The following is a 22,566-nucleotide window of genomic DNA, read 5'->3' as shown; positions in this document are numbered from 1 at the left end:
AGCGACGACACTTGTCCCTAGATCGACGGCTGAAGCGGCGGGGCGGAAGCGGCGGGCGGGGTAGGGTGCGGGGCGCCGGGTGCGGGGGCCGGGTGGGGAGGTGGGGTGATGAGGCCGCAGTTGGCGGTGCCGCCGTCGGTCGAGGCCGAGCGGGTGATCACCGCCGTGCTGGCCGACCTGCGTTCCGGCGATCATCGGGGGGTGGTGGTCGACTCGCCGCCCGGTGCCGGCAAGTCGACGCTGGTAGTGCGGGCCGCCGTCGAACTGGCCAGCGCGGGCGAGCCACTGATGATCATCGCTCAGACCAACGAGCAGGTCGACGATCTGGTTGACCGGCTCGCCGGAAAGGCACCCGAACTGCGGGTGGGTCGGCTCTCCGCCGCCGACTACCGGCCGTCGTCGCGGGTGACGACCCATCAGCACGTCCGGGTGGCCGCGAAGGCCACGGACCTGAGCGCCTCGGCAGTCGTTATCGGTACGGCCGCCAAATGGGCCACGGTCACCGAGGGCAGCTGGCCGTGGGCGATCCTCGATGAGGCGTACCAGATGCGCTCGGACGCCCTGCTGCGCGTTGCCGGTCGCTTCGAGCGGGCCCTGTTCGTGGGGGATCCGGGGCAGCTCGACCCGTTCTCCACAGTGGAGAACGGGCGTTGGGCGGGGCTGACCTGGGATCCGATGCAGTCGGCGGTGGCGGTGCTGCTGCGGCACAACCCGCAGCTGCCGGTGCACCGGCTGCCGGTGTCCTGGCGGCTGCCCGCCTCGGCCGCACTGGTGGTGTCCCGTGCGTTCTACCCGTTCACCGGCTTCCGTGCCGGCTCCGCAGCGGCCGACCGTGCCCTGCACCTCACCGGGGCAGGTGCCGGTGACGCCGTCGACCGGGCGGTGGAGTTGGCGGCGGCCACCGGCTGGGCTCTGCACGAGTTGCCGGCGCGGCACACGCTGCGTACCGACGGCGAGGCCGCCGCCGCGTGTGCCGCGCTCGCGCTGCGGGTGCTGCGGCGCGGGGCAGTCGCGGTCAGCGAGCAGGCGCCCGGCGGCGCGCCGGTAACCGCCGACCGGATCGCCGTCGGGGCCGCCCACCGCGACCAGGTAGCCGCCATCCGGGCCCAGCTGGGCGAGGTCGGCGCGGCCGTCACCGTGGACACCGCGAACCGGCTTCAGGGCCGCGAGTACGACGTGACGATCGTGCTGCATCCGCTGTCGGGCCGACGTGACGCGACCGCCTTCCACCTGGAGTCGGGGCGGCTCTGTGTGCTCGCCTCACGGCACCGGCAGGCCTGCGTCGTGGTGGCCCGCGCCGGCATCGGCGAGCTGCTGGACGCCCATCCGTCGACTGAGGCACCCCAGCTGGACGTGCCGGTCAGGTTCCCCGACGGCTGGGAGGCCCACCAGGCGATCCTCGCCCACCTGGCGCCGGCCGCCCAACCAGGGCGCTGACCAGCGGGGACGCATGCAGGATGAGCGGACTCATGCCGTCCTAGATCACCCGATTCTGTGTCGCTGTACCGATACAAGATCGATTCAGATGATCTGTCGCCGTATATAGCGTGAGCTGTGTGAAATCCCCAACTGCTCCGTTGTCCCGGCGCGGGCGGCTCGCTGGCACCGCGGCCGCCGCCGTCACCGTAACCGTCGCCGCCGTCACCGCACCCGCCCTCGCGGCCAGTCCGGTCCGTGCGGCACGACCGGCACTCACCCACGATGGGATCGCCACCGCACGACTGGCCGCACCGGCGGCCCTCGGGCAGGTCGCCGTCGTGGCCGGCGGCGGGCTGCGGACTGCGGACCGACACGTACTGACCAACCGGAGGAAGCACCATGGCACGTCACGAGTTCCGCTTTGTGGTCGACGGCGTCGACCTCAGCTCAGCGCAGCAGAGCCAGATTGCCGGTGAGATTCAGAGGGCCGGCCTGGCCGCGCTCTCGGTCGCCGGCACGAAGCTCACCAACCCGATCGCCCTCGGCCACGCTAACCTGCGGCTGCGGCCCGAGTGGTACGGCCTGTGGGTGATTGACGGTCCGTTCGCCCAGGACCTCGGCCAGAAGATCAACGACATCGGCTTCTGGCTACAGAAGTGACCCGACCGCCGGACCGGCCCTCCTCGCCGGAGCGGATGTGCCCGAGTACACCGGTGGCCAACGCCACGGTCTTCCTCGGCATGATCACTCCGGCGGGTCGGGTCGCCTACGTCACCCCGGCGTTGCCCGCCGAGGTGGCCATCAGCGCCGCGGCGCAGGCGGACGCCCCGGTCCAGGCGCAGTACCGGCTCGCCGGCCCCTGCGTCACCAGCAGGTGTGGCTTCTGGACCGGTGAGCACTGCGGGCTCGGCGAACGACTCGTCGCCTCGTACGCGGAGACCGTCGGCGATCCAGAGGTCGACCTGCCGCGCTGCGCCATCCGGCGGAACTGCCGCTGGTTCGCCGAACAGGGACCCGCCGCCTGCGCGGCGTGCGCCCACGTCGTCACCGACGCCCGCTGAGGCTCAGCAGCCTCGCCGTGTCAGTGGTGTGGGCTACCGTCGGTTGCGATGAGGGCGCAGGCCGGGGAAACGATGATCGGGCGGAACCATCCCGCCGGTCTGCTGCGCGCAGAGGTCGAGCGGGCGGCGGCCAGCCACGGCGGTCTCGTCCTGGTGACCGGCGAGCCGGGCATCGGCAAGACGACCCTGGTAACCGCCGCCGCCGACGAGGCCCGCCGACAGGGCGCGTTGGTGCTCGGAGCCGCCTGCTGGGATTCGGGGAGCGCACCCGGTCACTGGCCCTGGACGCAGGTGCTGCGCGGTTTGCGGCGGTCGCCCGACGACTGGGCGGCGGCCCGGGAGTCGGCCGAGCCGGCGCTCGCGCTGCTGCTCGGCGAGGTGCCCGCCACGGAGCACCCCGGCAGCTCCTCGCTCGCGGGCGGGACCACCGGCGAGGGCGACGTCGGCGAGCAGGAGGCGTTCGCCCTCTACGACACTGTCACCACCGCCCTGGTCACCGTCTCCCAGCGCCGGCCGGTCGTGGTGATCCTCGACGACCTGCACTGGGCCGACGCGGCTTCGATGCGGCTGCTCCAGTTCGCCGCCCAGCACACCTGGTTCGAGCGGCTTCTGCTCGTCGGCACATACCGGGACGCCGAGATTGAGGCCGGCGACCATCCGCTGCGTCCGCTACTGATGTCGCTGCTTGCCAAGGCCACCACGGTCACCCTCACCGGCTTGTCCCGCGACGAGGTCGGCGCGCTGATGACCCGTACCGCCGGACGGCAGCCCGACTCCCGTTGTGTCGACGACGTGCACCGGCGCACCGGCGGCAACCCCTTCTTCGTCGAGCAGGCCGCCCGGCTCTGGCACACCGACGGTGCGCTGAGCACGATCCCTCCGGGTGTACGGGAGGTGGTGAGTCGTCGGCTGGACCATCTGCCGGCGATGGTGGTCGACGCGCTCGCCCAGGCCGCCGTGCTGGGCCGGGAGTTCCGGGGCGAGATCCTCGCGGCCAGCGCCGATCTGCCACCGGCCCGGGTCGACGAACTCCTCGGCGTCGCGGTCACCGCGCGGCTGCTGCTCGCCCCGGGTGGTGGCCGCTACTCGTTCGCCCACGACCTGGTCCGCGAGACGCTGTACGACGGGCTCGGTGATGACGACCGCAGGGCCCGGCACGCCGCCGTGGTCCGGGCCGTCGACGAGCACGGCGCGCTGGACCAGCTGCTGATCCCGGCCGACCTGGCCCGCCACGCCTGGCACGCCGGCGAGCACCTGGCCGCGTCCCGCAGTTCGGAGCTGCTCATCAGCGCCGCCCGGGACGCCAGATGCAGGCTGGCGATGGACGAGTCCGCCGTCCACCTCCGCCGGGCCCTGGAGCTCGTGCGGGACGATTCCCAGCAAATCAGGATCATGACGATGCTGACCGAGCAGCTCTTCCATACCGGTCAGCGCGAGGAAGCGCACCAACTGCTCACCGACACCACCGCGCTGGCTCTGACCGTTGACGACCAGGCTGTGCTGGCCCGGTTCGCCCTCAACGCGCGGCGTCACAGCCAGCTCAATCCCGTTTCGGGCATCGACGTCGAGGGGCTGCTGCGCGAGGCGTACCGGCGGCTGATCGGCGAACCAGATGCCACCGCCGGGCTCGCCGCGCTCGAAGCCGACCTGATCACCGCCACCGAGACGCTCGCCCGGTCGTCCCGCGACGACGAGGCACTCACCTTCAGCCTGTGGGTCCGGCACGACACCACCTGGGGGTTGGGCACCGCCCCGGAACGGGCCGCCCTGACCGCGGAGATCCGCGACGTCGCCCGCCGCAACGGCGACCGGGAGACGGAGCTGTGGTCAACCTCACTGCGTTGGGTGGCGTTGTTGGAGCTCGGCGACCCGCGCTACCTGGACGAAGTCGCTGCCTTCGTGACCGCGGGCCGGCAGACCGAGTTGCCTCGGCACCGGATGGCCACCGCCATCGACGGCGGCATCACCAGCGCCTTCCGGGGCGACTTCGCCGACGCCGAGGCCTGCTTCGCGGAGCTGGGTGACCTCAACGACTGGGAGCAGGCCGACCACGCCTTCCTCGGCCATCACCTGCTCTGGTCGTTGCAGTTGTTGCGGGGCCGCTTCGACGAGATCGACGTCATGCTCCACGGCCTCGGCCAGGCCGGCCACCCGCACCTGGAGTTGCTCCGTGGGGTGAGCGCCGCCGAGCGCGGCGACCATGGCAGCGCCGGTCGAACCGCCGTCCGGCTCGAGGCCGCCGGCACCCGGTTTCCCAGCTCGATATCTCCGCTGTGGCTGCGGCTGCGTGCCCAGGCCACCGTCGCCGACCCGAGCCGCTGCGCTGAGGCTCGGCAGGCGCTGTTGCCGTACCGGGGCCAGTGGCTCGTCTCGCTGTACGGCTGTGATCTCAGCGGCCCGGTCGACCACTGGCTCGCCGTGATCGACGCCGCGGACCAGCGCTGGGACGACGCGGTCGCCGGATTCTCCGCCGCTCACGCCGCCGCCGAGCGGATGGGTGCCCGACCATGGGCGTTGATCGCCCAGGTCGCACTCGCCGCGGCTCTGACCGGTCGGGGTGGCCCGGGCGACGCGGCGAGCGCCGCGGCGCTGGGTGCCGACGCAGACCGGGCGGCCCGTGAACTCGACATGCCGCAGATGCTCGCCCGACTCATCGACGTCGCGCCTGCCGGGCCGGCTGAGGTCGGCCCGGCACCCGTCGGTTCGGTGTCGATCGGGGCCGGTTGGACACCCGTCGGGTCGGTGCCGGTCGGGTCGGCACTGGGTGGCCGGGCACTGGGCAGGTCGGTGGTGGTCGGGTCGGTGGTGCTGGAGTCGGCAGACGGGCGTCAGGTGCCGGCTGCCTCGGCGGGCGGTTCGGTGCCGGTCGGCCTGGTGTCAGGAGCCGCCGGGGCCGGTGGCGCGTCGGGTCCGGCCTACGAGTTTCGCCGTGACGGTGACGTCTGGCGACTCACCTTCGACGGCACCACGGTGCATCTGCCCGACGCCAAGGGGTTGCACGACCTGCGCCTGCTGCTGGGTCGCCCGGGTGTCGACGTGCCCTCGGTCGAGTTGCTCGACCCGGCGGCCGGGCCGCAGCTCGTCGCCGCCCGTCGGTTGGGTGGCGACGAGGTGCTCGACGACGAGGCGAAGAGCCGCTACCGGCGCCATCTGGAGCGGCTCGACGACGAGATTGATCGGGTGGCCGAGCGTGGTGACCGGGGCAGGGTGGCCGTGCTGGACGCCGAACGGCAGGCCCTCATCGACCAGTTACGCGCTGCCGCCGGGCTGGCCGGTCGTACCCGCCGCCTCGGTGACGAGACGGAACGCGTCCGCAAGACGGTCACCGCACGGATCCGTGACACGCTGCGCCGCCTCGACGCACGGCACCCGCCCCTGGCCGCCCACCTTCGTGCGACGGTCTCCACCGGTGCCGCCTGCCGCTACCTCCCGCCCGCCCCCGTCCCCTGGCGTTTCTAATCCTGCGTCGATCATGAGGTCAGCGGCACTTCCGATCTTCGGGATCGCCGCTAACCTCATGATCGACAACGGGGTGTCGGGGCAGGGGCCGGTGGGGGTTAGCGGCGGTTGTAGCGGGACATCGTCAGGGTGCCGAACAGCACAACGAACACGGCGCTCCAGAGCATGATCCACATCATGGCTGAGGTGTCGGTGGTGCCGGCCATCGCCGCGCGCACCGACGAGACGAGGTGCGTGATCGGGTTGGCCTTGACGAATGCCTGGAGCCAGCCGGGCATGGTGGACGGGTCGACGAAGACGTTGCTCAGGAAGGTCAACGGGAACAGCACCATCATGCTGACGCCCATCACGGACTTCTCGCTGCGCAGGACCAAGCCGAAGAACGTCCAGACCCAGGAGAAGGCGAACGAGAAGACCACCAGCAGACCGATCCCGGTGAGGACACCGACCACCCCGCCGTCGGGACGGAAACCGAGCACCAGCCCGACAGCCAGGATCACCAGCGCCGCGAGAATGTAGCGCAGCACGTCGCCAACGATCATGCCGACCAGGGCCGCCGGGCGCCAGACCGGCAGCGTCCGGAACCGGTCGAAGATGCCCTTCTCGATGTCGGTGTTCAGCCCGACACCCGTGTACATGGTGATCATCACGACGCTGGTCACCATGATGCCCGGCAGGAAGAACTGCAGATAGTCGCGTGGGCTGTCGGCGAGCGCGCCGCCGAACAGGTACGTGAACATCAGCACCATGACGATCGGGAACGCGGTCACGTCGGCCAACTGCTCCGGCACATGTTTGATTTTCAACAAGGCCCGCCAGCCGAAGATCAGCGACGCGGACAGAGGGCTCGGCGGGGTCGCTCGCGCACCCGGGGCGAGAACCGTCGCCAGCGCCTCCGACGAGGGCACGTAGACCTTCGGCGCCCGGTTGGTCGAGGTGGCGGTGTCGCTGCTCATCGGGCTGCCTCCAGCTCGTCGTCCCGCTCGTTCTCAGTTGCAACGGCGGGGTGGTCGGTCAGGGCCAGGAAGACCTCGTCCAGGCTCGGCTGACCGAGGGAGAAATCGTCCACCACGATCCCGGCGCGGGACAGCTCGCCCAGTGCCCGGGATGCCTGCGCGGTGGCGTCCAGTTCGCTGCCGTCACCGCCGACCCGGGCGGTCATCGCCACCGGATCGGCCTCCAACTGCACCGGCACGCTGAGCGCCGCCTGAAGCACCCGCTCGGCCTCCGGACGTTGAGCCGGGTCCCGCAGCCGGAGGTGGACCGTGCCCGAACCGACCGACGACTTCAGCTCGCCCGGGGTGCCCTCCGCGATCACCCGGCCGTGGTCGACCACCGCGATCCGACTTGCCAGCTTGTCGGCCTCGTCCAAGTACTGTGTGGTGAGCAGCACGGTGGTGCCGTGCGCCACCACCGCCCGGATGATCTCCCACACCTGGTTGCGGCTGCGTGGGTCCAGCCCGGTCGTCGGCTCGTCGAGGAAAAGCAGATCAGGCGTGTTGACGATGCTCGCCGCGATGTCGATGCGTCGCCGCATCCCGCCCGAGTACTTCTTGACCTGCCGGCCGGCCGCCTCGGTCAGCCCGAACGCGGCCAGCAACTGCTCCGCCCGCTGCCGGGCGGCCGGCTTGCGCAGCCCGAGCAACCGACCCAGCAGGACGAGATTCTCCGTGCCGGTCAGATCCTCGTCCACCGAGGCGTACTGGCCGGTGAGGCTGACCCGGGCGCGGACCGCGTCGGCCTCGGCGACCACGTCGTGGCCGAAAACTCGGGCCTGCCCGCCGTCCGGCCGCAGCAGCGTGGCCAGCACGCGCACCGCTGTGGTCTTGCCGGCCCCGTTCGGGCCGAGCACGCCGTACACCGTGCCGGCGGGCACTTGGAGGTCGAGGCCGGCGAGCGCGCGGGTCTCGCCGAACGACCTGGTGAGGCCGACGGCCTCGATAGCGAGGCCGGTGGTGCGTCTACTCATGATCTCTATTCGCCCTTCGATCGTCACAGCTCTAGGGCCGTCTCAGCTCTAGGGCCGTCTCAGCTCTAGGGCCGTCTCAGCTCTAGGGCCGTCTCAGCTCTAGTGCCGTCTCAGCTGTGAGCCAGCCTCGCGGCAGGTCTGCGGCTCGCCCGTCCCATCAGACTCCACGGGTACGACAGCCGTCGTCGCACCGTGCCGTCCGCCTCCTACAACGAGGAGGACTGGCATCGGTGGTCGGCCAGCCCACTGTGCAGGCGCGAGACAGCGCACAGCCGCCGCTAGATCTGATCTAGCGGCGGCTGTGCGACGCCCCGGACGTGGCACGCAGCACCACCGGCAGGCAACCGTCAGTCCGCTGCCGGCCCCGCTACCAGGCGGTGTCGAGCCGCTGCCGCTGCTCGGGCGTCAGTTCCAGGTCGACGGCGCCGAGGCTCTCCTCCAGCTGCTCCACCGACGAGGCGCCGACCAGCGGGATGGTGGGGGCGTCCCCGCCGATCAGCCAGGCCAGCACCACCTGGTTCAGCGTCGCTCCGGTCTGCTCCGCGACCTCGCGCAGCGCAGCCAGCCGGACCGGTGCGCTCGGCAGGTCGTACTCCGGTCCCAGCGCCTTGTCCGGGCGGGTGTAGGCGCCCTGGAGCAGCGACCCGTACGACACCAGGGTCAGGTCGGGCTCGGAGCGCAGGTAGCTGAGCAGCTCGCCGCCGGCCGCGCCCACGTTTCCGTCCTGGTCCAGGTCGGACGGCCCGTCCAGGCGGCTCAGCAGGTAACTGCGGTGGTACTGGAGTACCTCGTAGCCGGGCAGGCCAGCTGCGGCGGCCAGCGCGCGAGCCCGTTCCACCCGCCAGGTCCGATGGTTGCTCGCACCGAGCAGGCCCACCGTGCCCTCCGCGACGAGTTCGGCGAAGCCCTGCACCGTCTCGGAGGTCGCGACCTCGTGGTCCTCGATGTGCGCGTAGAGCAGGTCCAGCTTGCCGACGCCGAGGCGTTCCCGGCTGCGCTCGGCGGACTCCCGGACGACCTTCGCGGACAGCCCTTCCCGGTTGTCCAGATAGCTGGTGCCGGGGGCCAGCGGTCGCGCGCCGAGCTTGGTGGCGATGAAAATCTCGTCGCCGACGCCCCGGCTGCGCCGCCACCGGCCCAGCAACTTCTCGCTCTCCCCGCCCTGCCCGCCGGTCATCCAGAACGCGTAGTTGTTCGACGTGTCGATGAAGGTGCCACCCGCCTCGACGAAGCGGTCCAGGATCGCGTAGGAGGTGGCCTCGTCAGTCTTCGTGCCGAACAGCATCGCGCCGAGGCTGAGCGTGCTGACCTCACGTCGGGTACGCGGGTCCGTGCCGATGATGCGGTACCGCATGGAAACTCCTCTCGTGCGCCCGAGCTGGGACGCCACACCAGCGTCCGTGTTCGAGCGCACTCGAGGTCAAGCCCGGCGGCTTCCCGCTCAGCCGGGAAGGTAGTCGAAGCTGTCCGGGTGCGGACCCTGCCGGCCGGACTCGCCCCGATCCAGCTGGGTGAGCCGCTCCATCGCCGCGTCGTCCAGCTCGAAGTCGAAGATCCGGAGATTCTCCTCGATCCGCTTCGGTGTGGTCGACTTCGGAAAGATGACGTCACCACGCTGCACGTGCCAGCGCAGCACCACCTGGGCTGGGGTTCGGGCGACCTGGTCGGCGAGGTCTGCGACGGTGGGGTCACCGAGCACCGCGCCCTGCGCGATCGGCGACCACGCCTGGGTGACGATGCCGTGCTTGACGCCGTACTCGCGCACCTCGTCGTTGACGAAGTACGGGTGCGCCTCGATCTGGTTGACCGCGGGCACCACCTCGGCCTCGGCGGCCAGTCGGTCCAGGTGCGGCACCTGGAAGTTGGACACACCGATCGAGCGGGCCCGCCCGTCCTGCTGGAACTCCTCAAGCACCTTCCAGGTGGCGACGAAGTCGCCGTCGTAGCGGGTCGGCAGCGGCCAGTGGATGAGGAACAGGTCGATGTAGTCGCCGCGCAGCGCGTCCAGGGTCGCCTGGAACGCGGCACGGGCGTCCTCGGGACGGTGCGCGCCGTTGTTGAGCTTGCTGGTTATGTAGACGTCCTCACGGGCCAACCCGGCCGCGCGTACGCCGTGGCCGACCTCGGCCTCGTTGCCGTACATCTCGGCGGTGTCGATGTGCCGGTAGCCGACGTCGAGTGCGGTGCGCACCGAGTCGGCGGTGTCCGCCGGACTGATCTGGTAGACCCCGAAGCCAAGCTGCGGGATGGTGTTGCCGTCATTTAGGGCAATGTCCGGAATCGTGGTTGCCATTCGACTGGAATACCCGCTTTCGCCGTCGAACCGCCACCCCACCCTCTGTAACTTCGCTCACACCGGCACCTCGGGTCAGCGTTGTCGGACGGCGCTGGAGGCCAGGCGGTAGCCGATTGTCCGCTCGACCACCCGCTCGACCAGCTCCGCCTTGCGTCGTCCACCGAGTCCGCGCAACCCCAGGCTCGCGGCCAGCTCCCGCAGGTCGCGGGCCGGCCACCCGGACAGGTATCGGGTGCCGTCGGCGCGGCTGGTCATCGTCGCCAGGCGCTCCGCGGCACCGGTAGGGTCCTCGCGCCTGTCTCGGCCCGTCACGCCGGCTGCCGCTGCGGCTGTAGGTGGTCCAGGAACTCGGTGGCGAGCCGGCGCAGCTCGTCGCGGACGGCGGGCACGGTGACCCGGTCGCGCAGCACCACCGGCACGCCGCGCGGGGTGTTGGTGGCGTAGAGGGTGACGTTCTCCCGTAGCGCCGTCGGGAAGACCGGCAGGCCCAGGTTGCGGACCTGGTCCATGTAGCCCTGATGGGTGGCGATGGGCCGCTGCGCGAGCAGCTGGATCATCGTGAACACCACCCCGGCGACGTCGGGGGCGAACTTCTGGTGCCGGCGTACGGTGGCGAACCGGCGGGCGTCGGCGTTGTACTGGTCGACCAGTTCCCGGACGTTGCCGTGCAGGTAGTCGATGCCCAGGGTGGACAGGTAGTCGGCCTTGGCCGGGATGACCAGATGGTCGCTGGCGATGATGGCCGACTGGGTGACCACGTTGAAGTTCGGCGGGCAGTCGATCAGGACCAGGTCGTACGGGTCCAGCCCGTCGTCGAGCAGTCCCTCCGCGAGCGAGCCGCGCACCCGGAACAACGCGGCGTCGTACTCCTCGCCGCCGGCGACGTTTCGCGCCAACGCCAGGTCGATGTCCACCAGTTTCAGGTGCGAGGCGATCAGGTCGAGCCGGCCGGCGCCGGTCAGGCGACTGTTCGCCGGGCCGGGTGAGACCACCAGCTCGCTGAGGGTGACCGCCGGGTCGCCTTCACACAGCCCGTCGTACCAGCGTTTCACCGTCCGGCTGTCGCGCAGCCGGTCCCGCCAGTCGTCCGGGTCGTAGAAGCCGAACGTCAGGCTGGCCTGCGGGTCGAGGTCGATGAGCAGCACCTTCATTCCCCGGTTGGCCAGTTCGGCGCCGAGGTTGGCGGTCACCGTGGTCTTGCCGACCCCACCCTTGTAGTTGATCACGGACACGACGTACATCGGCGTACCTCCCCAGGACGACCGACGGTAGCGGGCCGCCCGACCGGAGTCGATCATTCCGGTCATTCATCGTTTGCACGTAACTACGTACGTGCGTATTATCGAAGCGTGTCCGATGTGGAAAAGCGGTTGGCCGCGCTGGAGAGCCAGGTTGCCGAGCTGACCGGACGGCTTGCCGAGCCGGGTGAACCGGTGACGCCGCCGAAGGGCACCTTCTGGGCTCTCGACGGGCTCAAGCAGCGGCTGCCCGCCGACAGCTCCGGTGCCGCGCTCTACACCGGCACCGTCCGCCTCGCCGGCGAGCAGTACGACTGGCAGTACGGCCGGACCGTCGACGACCTAATGGCCGACGACTGGACCGAACTGCCGGCCGCCCTCTCCGCCCTGGCCCACCCGGTGCGCCTTCGGCTGCTGCGCGAGATCCTCGGCGGCCGGCAGGGCACCGCCGAACTGGCCGGGATCGAAGACCTCGGCACCACCGGCCAGCTGCACCACCACCTGCGGCAGCTGACCGCCGCCGGCTGGCTGCGCAGCGCCAGCCGGGGCCGGTACGTGATCCCCGCCGAGCGGGTGGTGCCGCTGCTGGTCATCCTCACCGCCGCCGGCCGCTGACCGTGCACATCGGCGCCACCGCAGCCGGTGGCGCCGGAAGCGCTAAAGGAAGGCAACATCATCATGCGCAAGCCGCCTGTCATCGCCCTCGTCACCGGGGGCGTCGCCGGCCTCGGTCTCGCGCCCCGCGAGCCCCGACTGACCGCACAGACCACCGGCGACGCCGACCTTGCCGCCGCCGCCCGGGCGGCGGTCGCTGACCCCAGGGGATATCGAGGGCTCTCGGTCGCCCTGATCGACGGCGGCCAGGTCCGCACCGCCGGCCTCGGCGACCGCGACCGCGCCGGCAACCCGGTCGAGTCGGGTACCCCGTTCGAGGTCGGCTCGGTGCCCAAGGTCCTCACCGGCATGCTGCTGGCCCAGCAGGCCGCCGCCGGAGCCGTAAGCTCCGACGACACCCTCGGCGTCACCTGGCCCGACGTCACCGGCCCCGCCCACGAGGTGACCCTGGCCGAGCTGGCCAGCCACCGCTCGGGCCTGCCCCGGGTCGCCATCGGCTCGGTCGGCGACTGGGCACGGGTGCTGTGGTCCAACTTCAGCGCCGGCAACGCGTACGCCGGTCAGGACGTCGACCGGATCCGTGCCGCGACCGACGAACACGGCCCGGGCGACGGCCGGGGGAGGGTCGGCTACTCGAACTTCGGCATGGCGCTGCTCGGGCAGGCGCTTGCCGCGAACGCCGGCACCAGCTACCCCGACCTGCTCGACCGGGAACTACTGACCCCGCTGGGCATGACGTCCACAGTGCTCGCCGCTAGTCCGGACGCGCTGCCCACCGGGCGGGCCCAGGGCGCCAGGAGCAGCGGACGTACCCCCGATCCGTGGATCGGCGCAGGCTACGCGCCCGCCGGCATCGGCATCTGGTCCACCGCCGAGGACCTCGCCCGACTCGTCGCCGCCACCGCCGCCGGCACCGCGCCCGGCGTGGACGCCCGCGACCCGCGCTTCGAGGACACCGAACGCTCCCGCATCGGGTACGGCTGGCTCACCAACCGCTACGGCGACCGCGAGATCACCTGGCACAACGGCGCCACCAGCGGCTTCCACTCGTACGTGGGGTTCGACCGGGCCACCGGGCAGGGGGTGGTGGTGCTCGGCAACACCGGCAAGGGCGTCGAGCCGATCGGGCTGCGGTTGCTCGGCGTACCCCAGGAGTCGGCCGGCACCGCCTCGCCGGGGTAGCCGAGCGGGGGCGGCGGCGGGCTGGGCGTTGCTCTACCCCGCTCCGGGGGCACCAGCTGGGCGACTGGGCGGCGGCGCCGCCCGGTCGGATCTGGCCGGTGGGCTCGCGGCCTCCGGGGCCTGGCTGGTCAGTCGGGTGGCGCGGCGGACCGGATCAGCCGGAAGTGCTGCCGCTTGCCGTCGTCCCGGACCACCACGCCGTAGCGGGCCAGCTCCGCGCGCAGCTCCCGGGCCTCGTCACCCCGATCGTGCTCCAGCGCATTCTGCCGGGCCCGCACCAGCGCGTCAGCGCCGGCCGGCAGCCCCGGCAGGCCGGGCACCCAGCGCCGGTACGCCGTCTGGTGCGGATCGGCGTCCACCCACGGCCAGCCGTGCTCACGGAAGGCATCCGCAAGCCGCTCGACCGCCACGTCGCCGCGCTGCCGGACCAGCTCACCGTCGTCGGTGCCCAGCAGCACCAGGTCCTTGCCGTCGACGAACACCGCACCGGTGTCCCGGCGACCGAACTCCCGTTCGGCGCTGCCGAGGCGGAGCTGTGCCTGGTGCCCCGACACTGTGACGCGCACCCGCTCAGCGTTGCCGATGGCGGCGATCACCAGCCCGACCAGTACGCCGACGGCCACGCCGCCCGCCAGGGCGTACCCGTCGGGCATGCCGTCGACCAGCCGGAACAGGCCCTGCATCGGCGTCCACGGCAGGCCGGTCACCCAGCCCGATCCGGCCGCCAGCAGCCCACCCGCCGTGCCGCCGACGAGCGGGATGCCGCCCCAGAGCACCAGTAGCTCCGTAGCGCCGCCGTCGACCACGGTCGGCGCACCGTACGACATCACGCCACCTCCCGCCCGATGCCGCGGACCAGCCCGGCGGCCAGCGGCACGACCAGCCAGAGCAGCAGCGAGACGCCGATCCGCGCGCCCACTGCCCGGCCGTCACGTCGGCGGTGAACAGCGGCTCCATCGTGCGCCCGGTGTCCAGCAACTCGGCTGCGGTGTCCGACGACCGGACCAGGGCGCCCACGATCCGCCAGGTACCGGCACCGCCCGTCGCGCCGGCCACCGCCAGGCTGGTCAGCGTCGACGGCCGGGTGCCGTCCGTACCGTTTGGCGAGCAGATGTACCGCGATCATCTGGTCAGCCTGCCCGGGCCACCCGGCCGCCCGCTGCGGTCGCCGGTCGACCGTCGACTAGCCGAAGGTCGACGGTCAGGTGTCGACTTCGGTAGCTGGCCGCACGCCCTGCGGCTGCCTACCATTGCGGCTGTGAGCAGCGCCGTCGTGCTCGAGCACCCAGGGCTGCTGCCCAGGTCGCTCCGCGCTGCGGCTTTCCGCCCGGGACGCCGTACCGCCCGCGACTGGCTGGTCGACAGCCTCTGCTTTCTGGTCTCGCTCGGTTGGGTGGCGCTGGCCACCTTCGACGCCGCCTCGCCGAACCCGGCCTTCGCCGAACGGCTGCCCCACGACTGGATGATCGTCGGTGAGGCGCTCCTCGGTCTGGTGTGCACGCTGGCACTCTGGTTCCGCCGCCGCTGGCCGCTCGGGCTTGCGCTGGTTACCCTGCCGTCGGCGATGTTCTCCGTCACGTCTGTCGCCGCGTCGTTGATCATTTATTTCACGGTGGTGGTGCACCGCCGGACGGCGGTCGCCCTGGCGGTCAGCGCGGGCGGGCTGCTCACCGGTCTGGTCTTCGCCCTGCTGCGCCCGGAGCCGGGCGTCTCGTACTGGGTCTCCAACGCCTCGGGGACCGTGATCACCCTGCTGGTGCTGGCCTGGGGGATGTTCGTGCGTGCCCGCCGGCAGCTGGTGCTGTCGCTGCGGGAGCGGGCCGAGCGGGCCGAGGCTGAGCAGCAACTGCGGGTGGCTCAGGCCCGGCAGCTGGAACGGACCCGCATCGCCCGCGAGATGCACGACGTGCTCGCCCACCGGATCTCGCTGCTCAGCCTGCACGCCGGAGCGCTGGAGTTCCGTCCGGACGCCCCGGCCTCGGAGGTGGCGCGAGCGGCCGGGGTGATCCGGGACAGCGCGCACGCCGCCCTGCAGGATCTCCGGGAGGTGCTCGGCGTGCTACGCGCCGAGGTGCTGCTGCCGGAGGATCTCGAACGCCCCCAGCCCACCTTCGGTGATCTGCCGGCGCTGGTGGCCGAGTGCCGGACCGCCGGTGTCCGGGTCGACCTGCGCGATGAGGTGGCCGTGCCGGACCTGCTGCCATTCGCGATCGGCCGCAGCATCTACCGGATCGTGCAGGAGGGGCTGACCAACGCCCGCAAACACGCCGGTGGCACCGCCGTCACCGTCCGGCTCAGGGGCGCTCCTGGCGACGGGCTTACCGTGGAGATCCGCAACCGCTGGCCGGTGGGTGAGTCCAACACGGTGTCGATCCCCGGCGCCGGCATCGGTCTGGTCGGCATCGCCGAGCGGGTCCACCTCGCCGGTGGGCGGCTGGAGCACGGCCGCGACGGGCACGGCGACTTCCGGCTGGCCGCCTGGCTGCCGTGGCCGGCTCCGTGACCGGCCCGGTACCGGAGGCCGAGCGGGTGACGCCGGCCCATGTCGCACCCCCGCAGGGACCGGGCCGAGAGGTCCGGATCCTGATCGTGGACGACGACGCACTGGTGCGTGCCGGGCTGTCGATGATCCTCGGCGGTACGCCCGACCTCAGTGTGGTTGGCGAGGCGGCCGACGGCAGCGAGGTCGTCCGGGCCGTCGCCGCCTGCCGGCCGGACGTGGTGCTGATGGATATTCGGATGCCCCAGCTGGACGGGTTGGCCGCCACCGAGGCACTGCGGGCGCTGCCCCGACCGCCCGAGGTGCTCGTGCTGACCACCTTCGACGCCGACGAGTACGTGCTCCGGGCCCTACGGGCCGGGGCCGGCGGGTTCCTGCTGAAGGACGCCCCGCCTGCCGAGATCGTGCGAGCGGTGCGCCGGGTCGCGGCGGGCGAGGCGACCCTGTCCCCGACGGTCACCCGTATCCTGATCGAGCACGTGACGGCGGCGACGCTGGCCGATTCGCGGCGGGAGCGGGCTGCCCGGCTGATCGCTGCCCTGACCGAGCGGGAGCGTGCGGTCGCGGTGGCCCTGGGCCAGGGTTACACCAACGCCGAGATCGCCGCCGAGCTGTTCGTGAGCGTGGCCACCGTGAAGGCGTATGTCTCCCGGGTGTTGACCCGCCTCAATCTCAACAATCGGGTACAGGTGGCCCTGCTCGTCCACGACGCCGGGCTGGTCTGAGCGGCGCCGCTCCGCGGTGCCGTCGAAGGCTCGTTAGAGGAATTGAACTTTCCCGTACCGGGAGCCGTAACAGTTTACGAGGTGCGGTGCTCAAGCGCACCGCTACCGGAGCTGCGGGAGGCCTGCCGTGCGAGTTTATGAGCAGTCGACAGATCCCATCGATCAGATTCTGGGCGAAATGCCGGTCCCAGCGTCGTTGACCCCTGAAGACGTCCGGTTGGCCGTCCGGGCGGTGGTCGTGCACGCGGCGGAGGAGTGGCCGACCGGGGCGCTGTGCCGCAACGACGGAGCTCGGTTTCCCTGCCGACTGCACCGCTGGGGTCGGCGGGTGCTATTGAACCACGGGCTCAACGAGCGACAACTCGACGCCCTCATCCGGCACGGCAATCCGTTCGTGCACGTGCCGTTCCCGTTCCTGGTCAACGGACCCGCGGCGGGGCGACCCGCCGCCGCACGTCCCGCCGGGCGTCCGGTGCCCGCCGCCCGTCCGGGGGGCGCCGACCGGCTCCCGCCGCGCGTCGACCGGGCAGCGGGCTATCCGGTGCGACCGGACCGCTCGGCGGCGCGTACCGGAGTCCGGCCCGCCGGGTCCGGCCGGCCGGTGGCTCCCCCCGCCACCGTGCCGCGCTGGCCGCGGGCGAGCTGAGAGGGCTCGCCCGCGGCGTCACGACGCCGACCCGGAGCGCGCGGCCGGTTCCCACCCGCGCCCGGGTCGGCGTCACGGCCTCAGCGGGTGCCGGCCGGTATCCCGCAGTCGGGCGCGGCCCAGTAGGTGTAGTTCGAGCTGCGGTCCTGGTTGTTCTCCCGGCGCGAGTCGACGTGGACGTGGCTGTTGTGGCCCTGCACGCCGGGGCCGATGATTCCGCTGAACCCGTGGTTGCGGGCCTCGCGGGCGATCTGGCACAGCGACTTGCTGCGTGAGACGAGGTCGGCGGCGTTGCCGTACAGGTGTTGGCTGTCCGACGCGCCACCGACCCGGCTGTTGCAGGTGCGGCTACGGAAACCGCTGGTCACGTTCAGCGGCTGGCCGCCGAGGCTTTTACGCAGCGCCTCCAGCTTCCACATCGTGCGCAGCGCGTTCTGCCGGGTCTGTGCCGACGTCAGCGGGCCGCCGGTCCACCCGCTACCGCCGCAGCCGTTGTCCAGTTCGCTCCAGCTGAAGTGCCGGGGCGTGCAGTCGTTGTCCTGGATCTGATAGAGCTTCGCGAAGGTCTGTGGTCCGGCGATCCCGTCGACCTTGATGCCGTACGCGGACTGGAAGCGGCGGATCGCCGCGGCGGTCTTCGGGCCGTAGCGGCCGTCGAGTTCCACGATGTTGTTGTTGCCGGCCCAGCCCGCGACCCGCAGTTGCAGCTCACGTACGTCGCTACCGGAGCGCCCCTGGTAGAGGGTGCGGTCCCAGGTGTAGCAGGCGTCGGCGTGGGCCGGTGACGCGGTGACCACCGAGGCGATCGCGGCGCCCGGTAGGGCGAGGGCGAGGGCGACGATTGCCCGTTTCAGGGTGTGTACGCGCACAGGAGTCCTCCCGATAGGCAGCGATTGGGGTGGCATCCGGGACTTCGACCGGACCGTCCCGTGGATCCACCATCGCACCGGGCTGGCCCTTTGGCGGTGACTAACGAGAATTGTCCTCACTATGCGTTGTCCCTGAGCATTCGCTGGGAATCTGGTCCTCTGTGAATCGGGCATCAATGCCGGACGGGTCGCACAGAGACCATTTCCGCGCGAAAAGCACGTCGGGCGACACCATGGGCCATGTTCCCTGGTCAGCTTGGACCGGTAACGTCAGCGCGGGCGACGGCGGGAGGCGGACGTGGCACGTGGTGGCATCTTCTGCGTCGAGGGCCAGTGGCACCGTGATCTCAACGACCGTGGTTCCGTGCTGCCCACCCTCGAACTGCTCGAACGGCTGGGCAAGGTCCGTTTCATACACAAGGACGCGGCGACCCGGGACGAACTCTTCTACTTCATCGACCGCTGGCTGCTGAAGCAGTACGCCGACCATCGGCTCGGTTTCTTCGCCATGCACGGCGAACCGAACCGGCTGTGCCTGACCGACTGGCATTCCGTCGAGTTGACCGAGGTGGCCGAGCTGATGGCCGGGCGCTGCGAGGGGCGACGTCTCTACTTCGGCAGCTGTTCGGTGCTGCGCGCTCCGGAGTCGGTGCTGCGCGAGTTCCTCGACGTGACCGGCGCGGCAATGATCTGTGGGTTCAGCCGCGAGGTCGACTGGGTCGAGTCGGCGGCGTTCGAGACGGTGCTGCTCGACGTACTCGCCAACGGTCGGCGACACAACGCCGCCGAACTGCGGATGGGTTCGGCGCACTGGGCGCCCCTGGCGTCGTACCTGGGCTTCCGGATCATCTACGCCAACGGCCGGGCCTGGCGACCGCCCGTGCGGCCCCGGGTGCCCAGACAGCAGTCCGACAGCCACCAACGGTGACGGCTGGTAGAAGCCCCTGATCCGGGTCACCACCACCGCACCGCTGGGGCCCGCTGGTCACCGGCGGCTTCCCGGCCCGCCGGGCCGCCTGACCGGGCCGTACGGGCGGGCTCGACCTCGCCCCGCCCGAGACGGTCAGTGTCGTGCGGTCGCGTACGTCGCGCAGCCAATCAGTTCCATCGACACCTGGAGCCGCTCCAGGCTGATGTTCTTGGCGATGGTGTCCTCCGGGCTGTGGTACGGCGGCTCCAGCAGGGCCGGTGACTCCTCACCGCGCCAGGAGAAGTTCGCGCTGGCGATGCCGACTTCCTGGAACGACTGGTGGTCGCTGGCGCCGCGCTGGGTCACCGGGGAGATCTGCGGTTCGTAGCCGAGCCGTCGCGCCGCGGCGGAGACCTCGTCGGTGGCCCGGTTGTTCGCCCCGGTGAATGACAGCAGCCAGTACCGCGTCGCCGGGTCCCAGCTGGTGGCGACCATGTCGTTCTGGTAGACGGCGAGGATCCGGTCGCGCTCGGCCTGTGGCAGTTGAGCGACGTGATATCGCGACCCGATCAGCCCCTGCTCCTCCGAGCCCCACAGGGCAAAGCGCAGCGTGGCGTCGACCGGCACCGCCTTCAGCACCCGGGCCAGCTCCAGGCAGAGCACTGTGCCGGAGCCGTCGTCGTTGGCGCCCGGAGCGCCGATGACCGAGTCGTAGTGGGCGCTGACCATGACGACCGGGCCGCCCGCGCCCGAGCGCCCGCGCCGCTCGGCCAGCACGTTGTGCGAGGTCAGCCCGCGGTGTGCGGTGGTGACGATGGTCAGGGTGAGCGGGCCGGCGGCCAGCAGGGCCCGTAGCCGGTGCTTCTGCGCCTGGGCCACCCCGACGACTGGGATCGGCAGTGGCGCGGAGGCGGAGCCGGGCAGCGTGGGGGAGAAGGCGGACGCCCGGCGTGGCTCCACCAGGTCGGCCGGGAGGAAGACGACCGCGGCTGCCCCGGCGACCAGGGCGGTCGCCGCCAGCTGGTCGCGCTGGGCCGCGACGTAGTCCACCAGTACGATCTTGCCGGTGACGTCGGCCGGGTAGTCGCCGGGCGTACCCGGGCCGACGTCGACCACGGGTGCGCTGACCCTGGTGTCCAGCGCCGCCTGTCCGCTCGCCCCGACCTGCCAGTTGAGGTCTCTCGGCAGCCGGGCCGGCGAGCTGAGCTGGGCGAGGAACTTGTCGGCGACCGGGAAGGGTTGCAGGGTCGTGTGGTAACGGAGTTTGTCGAGCTGGCCGGCGATGTAGTGCGCGGCCCGGCGCTCCGAGTCCGTGCCACCGATGCGTGGTCCGATGTCCTCGGAGAGCACCTTCAGGTGCGCGAGCGCACGCCTCGCGGAGAGCTGGGCGATGACCCTGCGGTCCGCCGGGGTGAGCCTGGGCGGACAGATGGCGCCGGGCCGGTGGTCGGCTGCCGCCCAGGCGGGCGCGGGCAGCGCCACGGTGGCGGCGCCACCGAGCGCGACGGTCAGCATCCGTCGCCGGTTGAGTTGGCCTGATCCGGTGGAGCGGGACGATTCGTGCGGGGATGTCACGGTGTCGTCGAGCGTAGCCAAGACGGTGCCCTCCTGATTCGAGGTCCGACCTGGACGTCAGGAGTGTGACGCCTGGATCGCAGAGACCTGAATCTATCCGACGGGCCCGTGTCTTTTCAAGATCACAGATCAGTACGCGGCGGTGAAGCGCATGTCCTGGAAGCGCGGGTTCTCGATCTCGTCGACCACCGCCACGGCGAGATCCTCGTAACTGAGCACGCTACGGCCCTGCGCGTCGGTCACCGGCTGGTCGGTGCCGGTGCGGTATCGGCCGGTGCGCTGCCCCGGATGGAACTCCAGCGGCGGCGGGGAGAGGTACGTCCACCGCACACCGTCGGCGCCGGACCGGTAGACGTCCAACGCCTCGGCCTGGCCCAGCGCGGCGTCGCGGTACTCCTCGGGAAAGTCCGGTTCGTCGAGCAACCGTGTCCCGGCCGGTGTGAGCAGCGTGGCCCCGCCGCCGACGTGGATTATCCGGGGTGCGGCCGGCATGCCGCGCAACGCCCCCAGCAGGGTGCGTGCCGCGTCGGGCCAGAGCGAACGATCACCCCCGCCGACCGCCACCACCAGCGCGTCCGCAGTAGGTGCCAACTCCCGCACGCTGCGTTCGCTGGTGGCGTCCCCAGTGACGACCCGGACCCCGGATGGCAGGTAGGGCGCGTCCGCCTCGGCCCGGCGTACCGCGGCCACCACCCGGTGTCCCCGGTCGAACGCCTCGACCACGATCCGCGAACCCGCGGTGCCTCCCGCACCGAACACGACGATGTCGCTCACGCCTCCCAGGTTATGGATCGGACCCGGCGGCCGTCGGTGGAACGGCGATCTCAGCCGACCAGCGCGGAGTAGACCAGCTGGCGCAGTTGCGGCCGGATCGGCCAGGTGCTCGACGGCATCAGCTGGGTGAAGAACATGGCGGTGATTTCCTCCGCCGGGTCGACCCAGAACGCGGTGCTGGCCACCCCGCCCCAGTAGTACTCGCCGACGCTGCTCGGCACCCGACTCGTGACGAGGTCGTCGACCACGGCGAAGCCGAGACCGAAGCCGATCCCGTCCAGCGTCGTCTCGGCGAACCCGCCGGTGGACAGGACGCCCAGGTCCTGGCGGCCGGGCAGGTGGTTCCGGGTCATGAAGCGGACCGTGCGCGGGCCGAGCAGGCGGATGCCGTCCAGTTCGCCGCCGCGCAGCAGCAGCTGGGTGAACCGGTGATAGTCGGCGGCCGACGAGATCAGTCCGCCGCCGCCGGAGAGCAGCACCGGCTTCTCGTACGCCAGGCCGCCGAGCGCGTCGTGGCGCACCGCGCGACCGGTCGCCGGGTCCGGCACGTACAGCGCGGCGAGGCGGTCGGCGTGGGTGCCGTCGACGTGCCAGCGGGTGTCGTCCATGCCCAGCGGGCGCAGGATCCGTTCGGTGAGGAACGTGTCGAGACTCTGCCCGGAGACCACCTCGACCAGCCGGCCGAGCACGTCGGTGGCGACGGAGTAGCCCCAGGCGGTGCCGGGCTGGAACAGCAGCGGCAGCTCGCCGAAGACCCGGCAGGCACCGGCCAGGTCGACCTCGGCCGGTGGGTACAGGTCGTAGCCGGCCGCGCGGTACAGGCCGTCGACCACCGAGGTCTGCATGAAACCGTACGTCAGCCCGGCGGTGTGGGTGAGCAGGTGCCAGACCCGGATCGGCTCGATCGCCGGCACGGTGTAGGGCTTGAGCGTCGACCCCTTCGAGTAGACCCGCATGTCGGCGAACTCGGGCAGCCAGCGCCCGATCTCGTCGGTCAGCTCGAAGTGGCCCTCCTCCCAGAGCATCATCGCGGCGACCGAGGTGATGGGCTTGGTCATCGAGTAGATCCGCCAGAGGGTGTCCGGCTCCACCGGCGCCCCCGCCTCGCGGTCCCGCAGCCCACGGGTGGAGCTGTGGGCGATCTGGCCGCGTCGGGTGACCACGACCTGGAATCCGGCCAACCGGCCGTCGTCGACGTACCTGCCGAAGTGCTCGTCGATCCGGGCCAACCGGGCCGGGTCGAAACCCACCTGATCCGCGTCGATGCTGCTCGCCACGTTCACCCGACCGAACCTACCGGCCGGTACCGGCGGCGGGAAGAATTCGTA

At 71.4% G+C, this 22,566-nt stretch carries 21 protein-coding genes; 10 read left to right on the top strand and 11 right to left on the bottom strand.

Going from position 1 to position 22,566, the window contains the following annotated elements:
- Positions 1-108 precede the first annotated feature (108 nt).
- The 4 genes from ACFHWY_RS17910 (at position 109) to ACFHWY_RS17895 (ending at position 5,939) form a co-directional block, all read left to right on the top strand.
- Complete coding sequence (locus tag ACFHWY_RS17910) at positions 109-1,437, top strand: AAA domain-containing protein (RefSeq protein ID WP_416581339.1); 1,329 nt, start codon at positions 109-111, stop codon at positions 1,435-1,437.
- Between the two features lie 381 nt (positions 1,438-1,818).
- Positions 1,819-2,079, top strand: a complete 261-nt coding sequence (locus ACFHWY_RS17905) for a hypothetical protein (RefSeq protein ID WP_416581338.1) — start codon at positions 1,819-1,821, stop codon at positions 2,077-2,079.
- A gap of 53 nt (positions 2,080-2,132) precedes the next feature.
- Positions 2,133-2,480: a hypothetical protein gene (locus ACFHWY_RS17900; protein ID WP_416581337.1), complete on the top strand. Its 348-nt coding sequence runs from the start codon at positions 2,133-2,135 to the stop codon at positions 2,478-2,480.
- 48 nt (positions 2,481-2,528) lie between these two features.
- Positions 2,529-5,939 carry an ATP-binding protein gene (locus ACFHWY_RS17895; RefSeq protein ID WP_416581336.1) on the top strand — a complete coding sequence of 1,137 codons (3,411 nt, stop codon included), beginning with the start codon at positions 2,529-2,531 and terminating at the stop codon, positions 5,937-5,939.
- 98 nt (positions 5,940-6,037) lie between these two features.
- Here ACFHWY_RS17895 and ACFHWY_RS17890 read toward each other — a convergent pair whose 3' ends face one another.
- From ACFHWY_RS17890 to ACFHWY_RS17865, 6 genes are all read right to left on the bottom strand, one after another.
- Positions 6,038-6,895, bottom strand: coding sequence for an ABC transporter permease (locus ACFHWY_RS17890; RefSeq protein ID WP_416581335.1), 858 nt, complete (start codon positions 6,893-6,895; stop codon positions 6,038-6,040).
- Positions 6,892-7,908, bottom strand: a complete 1,017-nt coding sequence (locus ACFHWY_RS17885; protein ID WP_416581334.1) for an ATP-binding cassette domain-containing protein — start codon at positions 7,906-7,908, stop codon at positions 6,892-6,894. The genes ACFHWY_RS17890 and ACFHWY_RS17885 overlap by 4 nt, the downstream gene beginning before the upstream one ends.
- A gap of 367 nt (positions 7,909-8,275) precedes the next feature.
- Positions 8,276-9,262: an aldo/keto reductase gene (locus tag ACFHWY_RS17880; RefSeq protein ID WP_416581333.1), complete on the bottom strand. Its 987-nt coding sequence runs from the start codon at positions 9,260-9,262 to the stop codon at positions 8,276-8,278.
- A gap of 87 nt (positions 9,263-9,349) precedes the next feature.
- Entirely contained in the window at positions 9,350-10,201 is an 852-nt protein-coding gene (locus tag ACFHWY_RS17875) for an aldo/keto reductase (RefSeq protein ID WP_416581332.1), read from the bottom strand.
- 75 nt (positions 10,202-10,276) lie between these two features.
- Positions 10,277-10,459 carry a Rho termination factor N-terminal domain-containing protein gene (locus ACFHWY_RS17870; RefSeq protein WP_416581331.1) on the bottom strand — a complete coding sequence of 61 codons (183 nt, stop codon included), beginning with the start codon at positions 10,457-10,459 and terminating at the stop codon, positions 10,277-10,279.
- Between the two features lie 53 nt (positions 10,460-10,512).
- Positions 10,513-11,445, bottom strand: a complete 933-nt coding sequence (locus tag ACFHWY_RS17865; RefSeq protein WP_416581330.1) for a ParA family protein — start codon at positions 11,443-11,445, stop codon at positions 10,513-10,515.
- 108 nt (positions 11,446-11,553) lie between these two features.
- On the opposite strand from ACFHWY_RS17865, the gene ACFHWY_RS17860 reads away from it, so the two are divergent.
- Positions 11,554-12,057, top strand: coding sequence for an ArsR/SmtB family transcription factor (locus ACFHWY_RS17860; protein ID WP_416581329.1), 504 nt, complete (start codon positions 11,554-11,556; stop codon positions 12,055-12,057).
- Positions 12,058-12,120: 63 nt separating this feature from the next.
- The gene (locus tag ACFHWY_RS17855; RefSeq protein ID WP_416581328.1) at positions 12,121-13,239 is read left to right on the top strand and encodes a serine hydrolase domain-containing protein; all 1,119 of its coding nucleotides are present in this window, start codon (positions 12,121-12,123) and stop codon (positions 13,237-13,239) included.
- 128 nt (positions 13,240-13,367) lie between these two features.
- Here the strand turns inward: ACFHWY_RS17855 and ACFHWY_RS17850 are convergent, their stop codons facing one another.
- Entirely contained in the window at positions 13,368-14,066 is a 699-nt protein-coding gene (locus ACFHWY_RS17850; RefSeq protein ID WP_416581327.1) for a hypothetical protein, read from the bottom strand.
- 431 nt (positions 14,067-14,497) lie between these two features.
- Here ACFHWY_RS17850 and ACFHWY_RS17845 point away from each other — a divergent pair, with 431 nt between their 5' ends.
- From ACFHWY_RS17845 to ACFHWY_RS17835, 3 genes are all read left to right on the top strand, one after another.
- A complete protein-coding gene (locus ACFHWY_RS17845; RefSeq protein WP_416581352.1) occupies positions 14,498-15,742 on the top strand; it encodes a sensor histidine kinase in 1,245 nt (414 codons plus the stop codon).
- On the top strand, positions 15,718-16,464 hold the full coding sequence (locus tag ACFHWY_RS17840) for a response regulator (protein ID WP_416581351.1): 747 nt from the start codon (positions 15,718-15,720) through the stop codon (positions 16,462-16,464). The genes ACFHWY_RS17845 and ACFHWY_RS17840 overlap by 25 nt, the downstream gene beginning before the upstream one ends.
- A gap of 178 nt (positions 16,465-16,642) precedes the next feature.
- Entirely contained in the window at positions 16,643-17,110 is a 468-nt protein-coding gene (locus tag ACFHWY_RS17835) for a hypothetical protein (protein ID WP_416581326.1), read from the top strand.
- A gap of 80 nt (positions 17,111-17,190) precedes the next feature.
- On the opposite strand, the gene ACFHWY_RS17830 is transcribed toward ACFHWY_RS17835, so the two are convergent.
- Positions 17,191-17,979 carry a D-Ala-D-Ala carboxypeptidase family metallohydrolase gene (locus ACFHWY_RS17830; RefSeq protein WP_416581325.1) on the bottom strand — a complete coding sequence of 263 codons (789 nt, stop codon included), beginning with the start codon at positions 17,977-17,979 and terminating at the stop codon, positions 17,191-17,193.
- Between the two features lie 298 nt (positions 17,980-18,277).
- Here ACFHWY_RS17830 and ACFHWY_RS17825 point away from each other — a divergent pair, with 298 nt between their 5' ends.
- The gene (locus ACFHWY_RS17825) at positions 18,278-18,907 is read left to right on the top strand and encodes a DUF6642 family protein (RefSeq protein WP_416581324.1); all 630 of its coding nucleotides are present in this window, start codon (positions 18,278-18,280) and stop codon (positions 18,905-18,907) included.
- Between the two features lie 135 nt (positions 18,908-19,042).
- Here the strand turns inward: ACFHWY_RS17825 and ACFHWY_RS17820 are convergent, their stop codons facing one another.
- From ACFHWY_RS17820 to ACFHWY_RS17810, 3 genes are all read right to left on the bottom strand, one after another.
- A complete protein-coding gene (locus ACFHWY_RS17820; RefSeq protein ID WP_416581323.1) occupies positions 19,043-20,485 on the bottom strand; it encodes a M20/M25/M40 family metallo-hydrolase in 1,443 nt (480 codons plus the stop codon).
- A 108-nt stretch (positions 20,486-20,593) separates the two neighbouring features.
- Positions 20,594-21,238, bottom strand: a complete 645-nt coding sequence (locus ACFHWY_RS17815; RefSeq protein WP_416581322.1) for an NAD(P)-dependent oxidoreductase — start codon at positions 21,236-21,238, stop codon at positions 20,594-20,596.
- 50 nt (positions 21,239-21,288) lie between these two features.
- Positions 21,289-22,521: a serine hydrolase domain-containing protein gene (locus tag ACFHWY_RS17810; protein WP_416581321.1), complete on the bottom strand. Its 1,233-nt coding sequence runs from the start codon at positions 22,519-22,521 to the stop codon at positions 21,289-21,291.
- Positions 22,522-22,566: the final 45 nt, after the last annotated feature.

This window comes from Micromonospora sp. LOL_024 (assembly GCF_048060415.1).
Classification (GTDB): Bacteria; Actinomycetota; Actinomycetes; order Mycobacteriales; family Micromonosporaceae; genus Micromonospora.
This window is presented reverse-complemented; position numbering and strand designations above follow the sequence as displayed.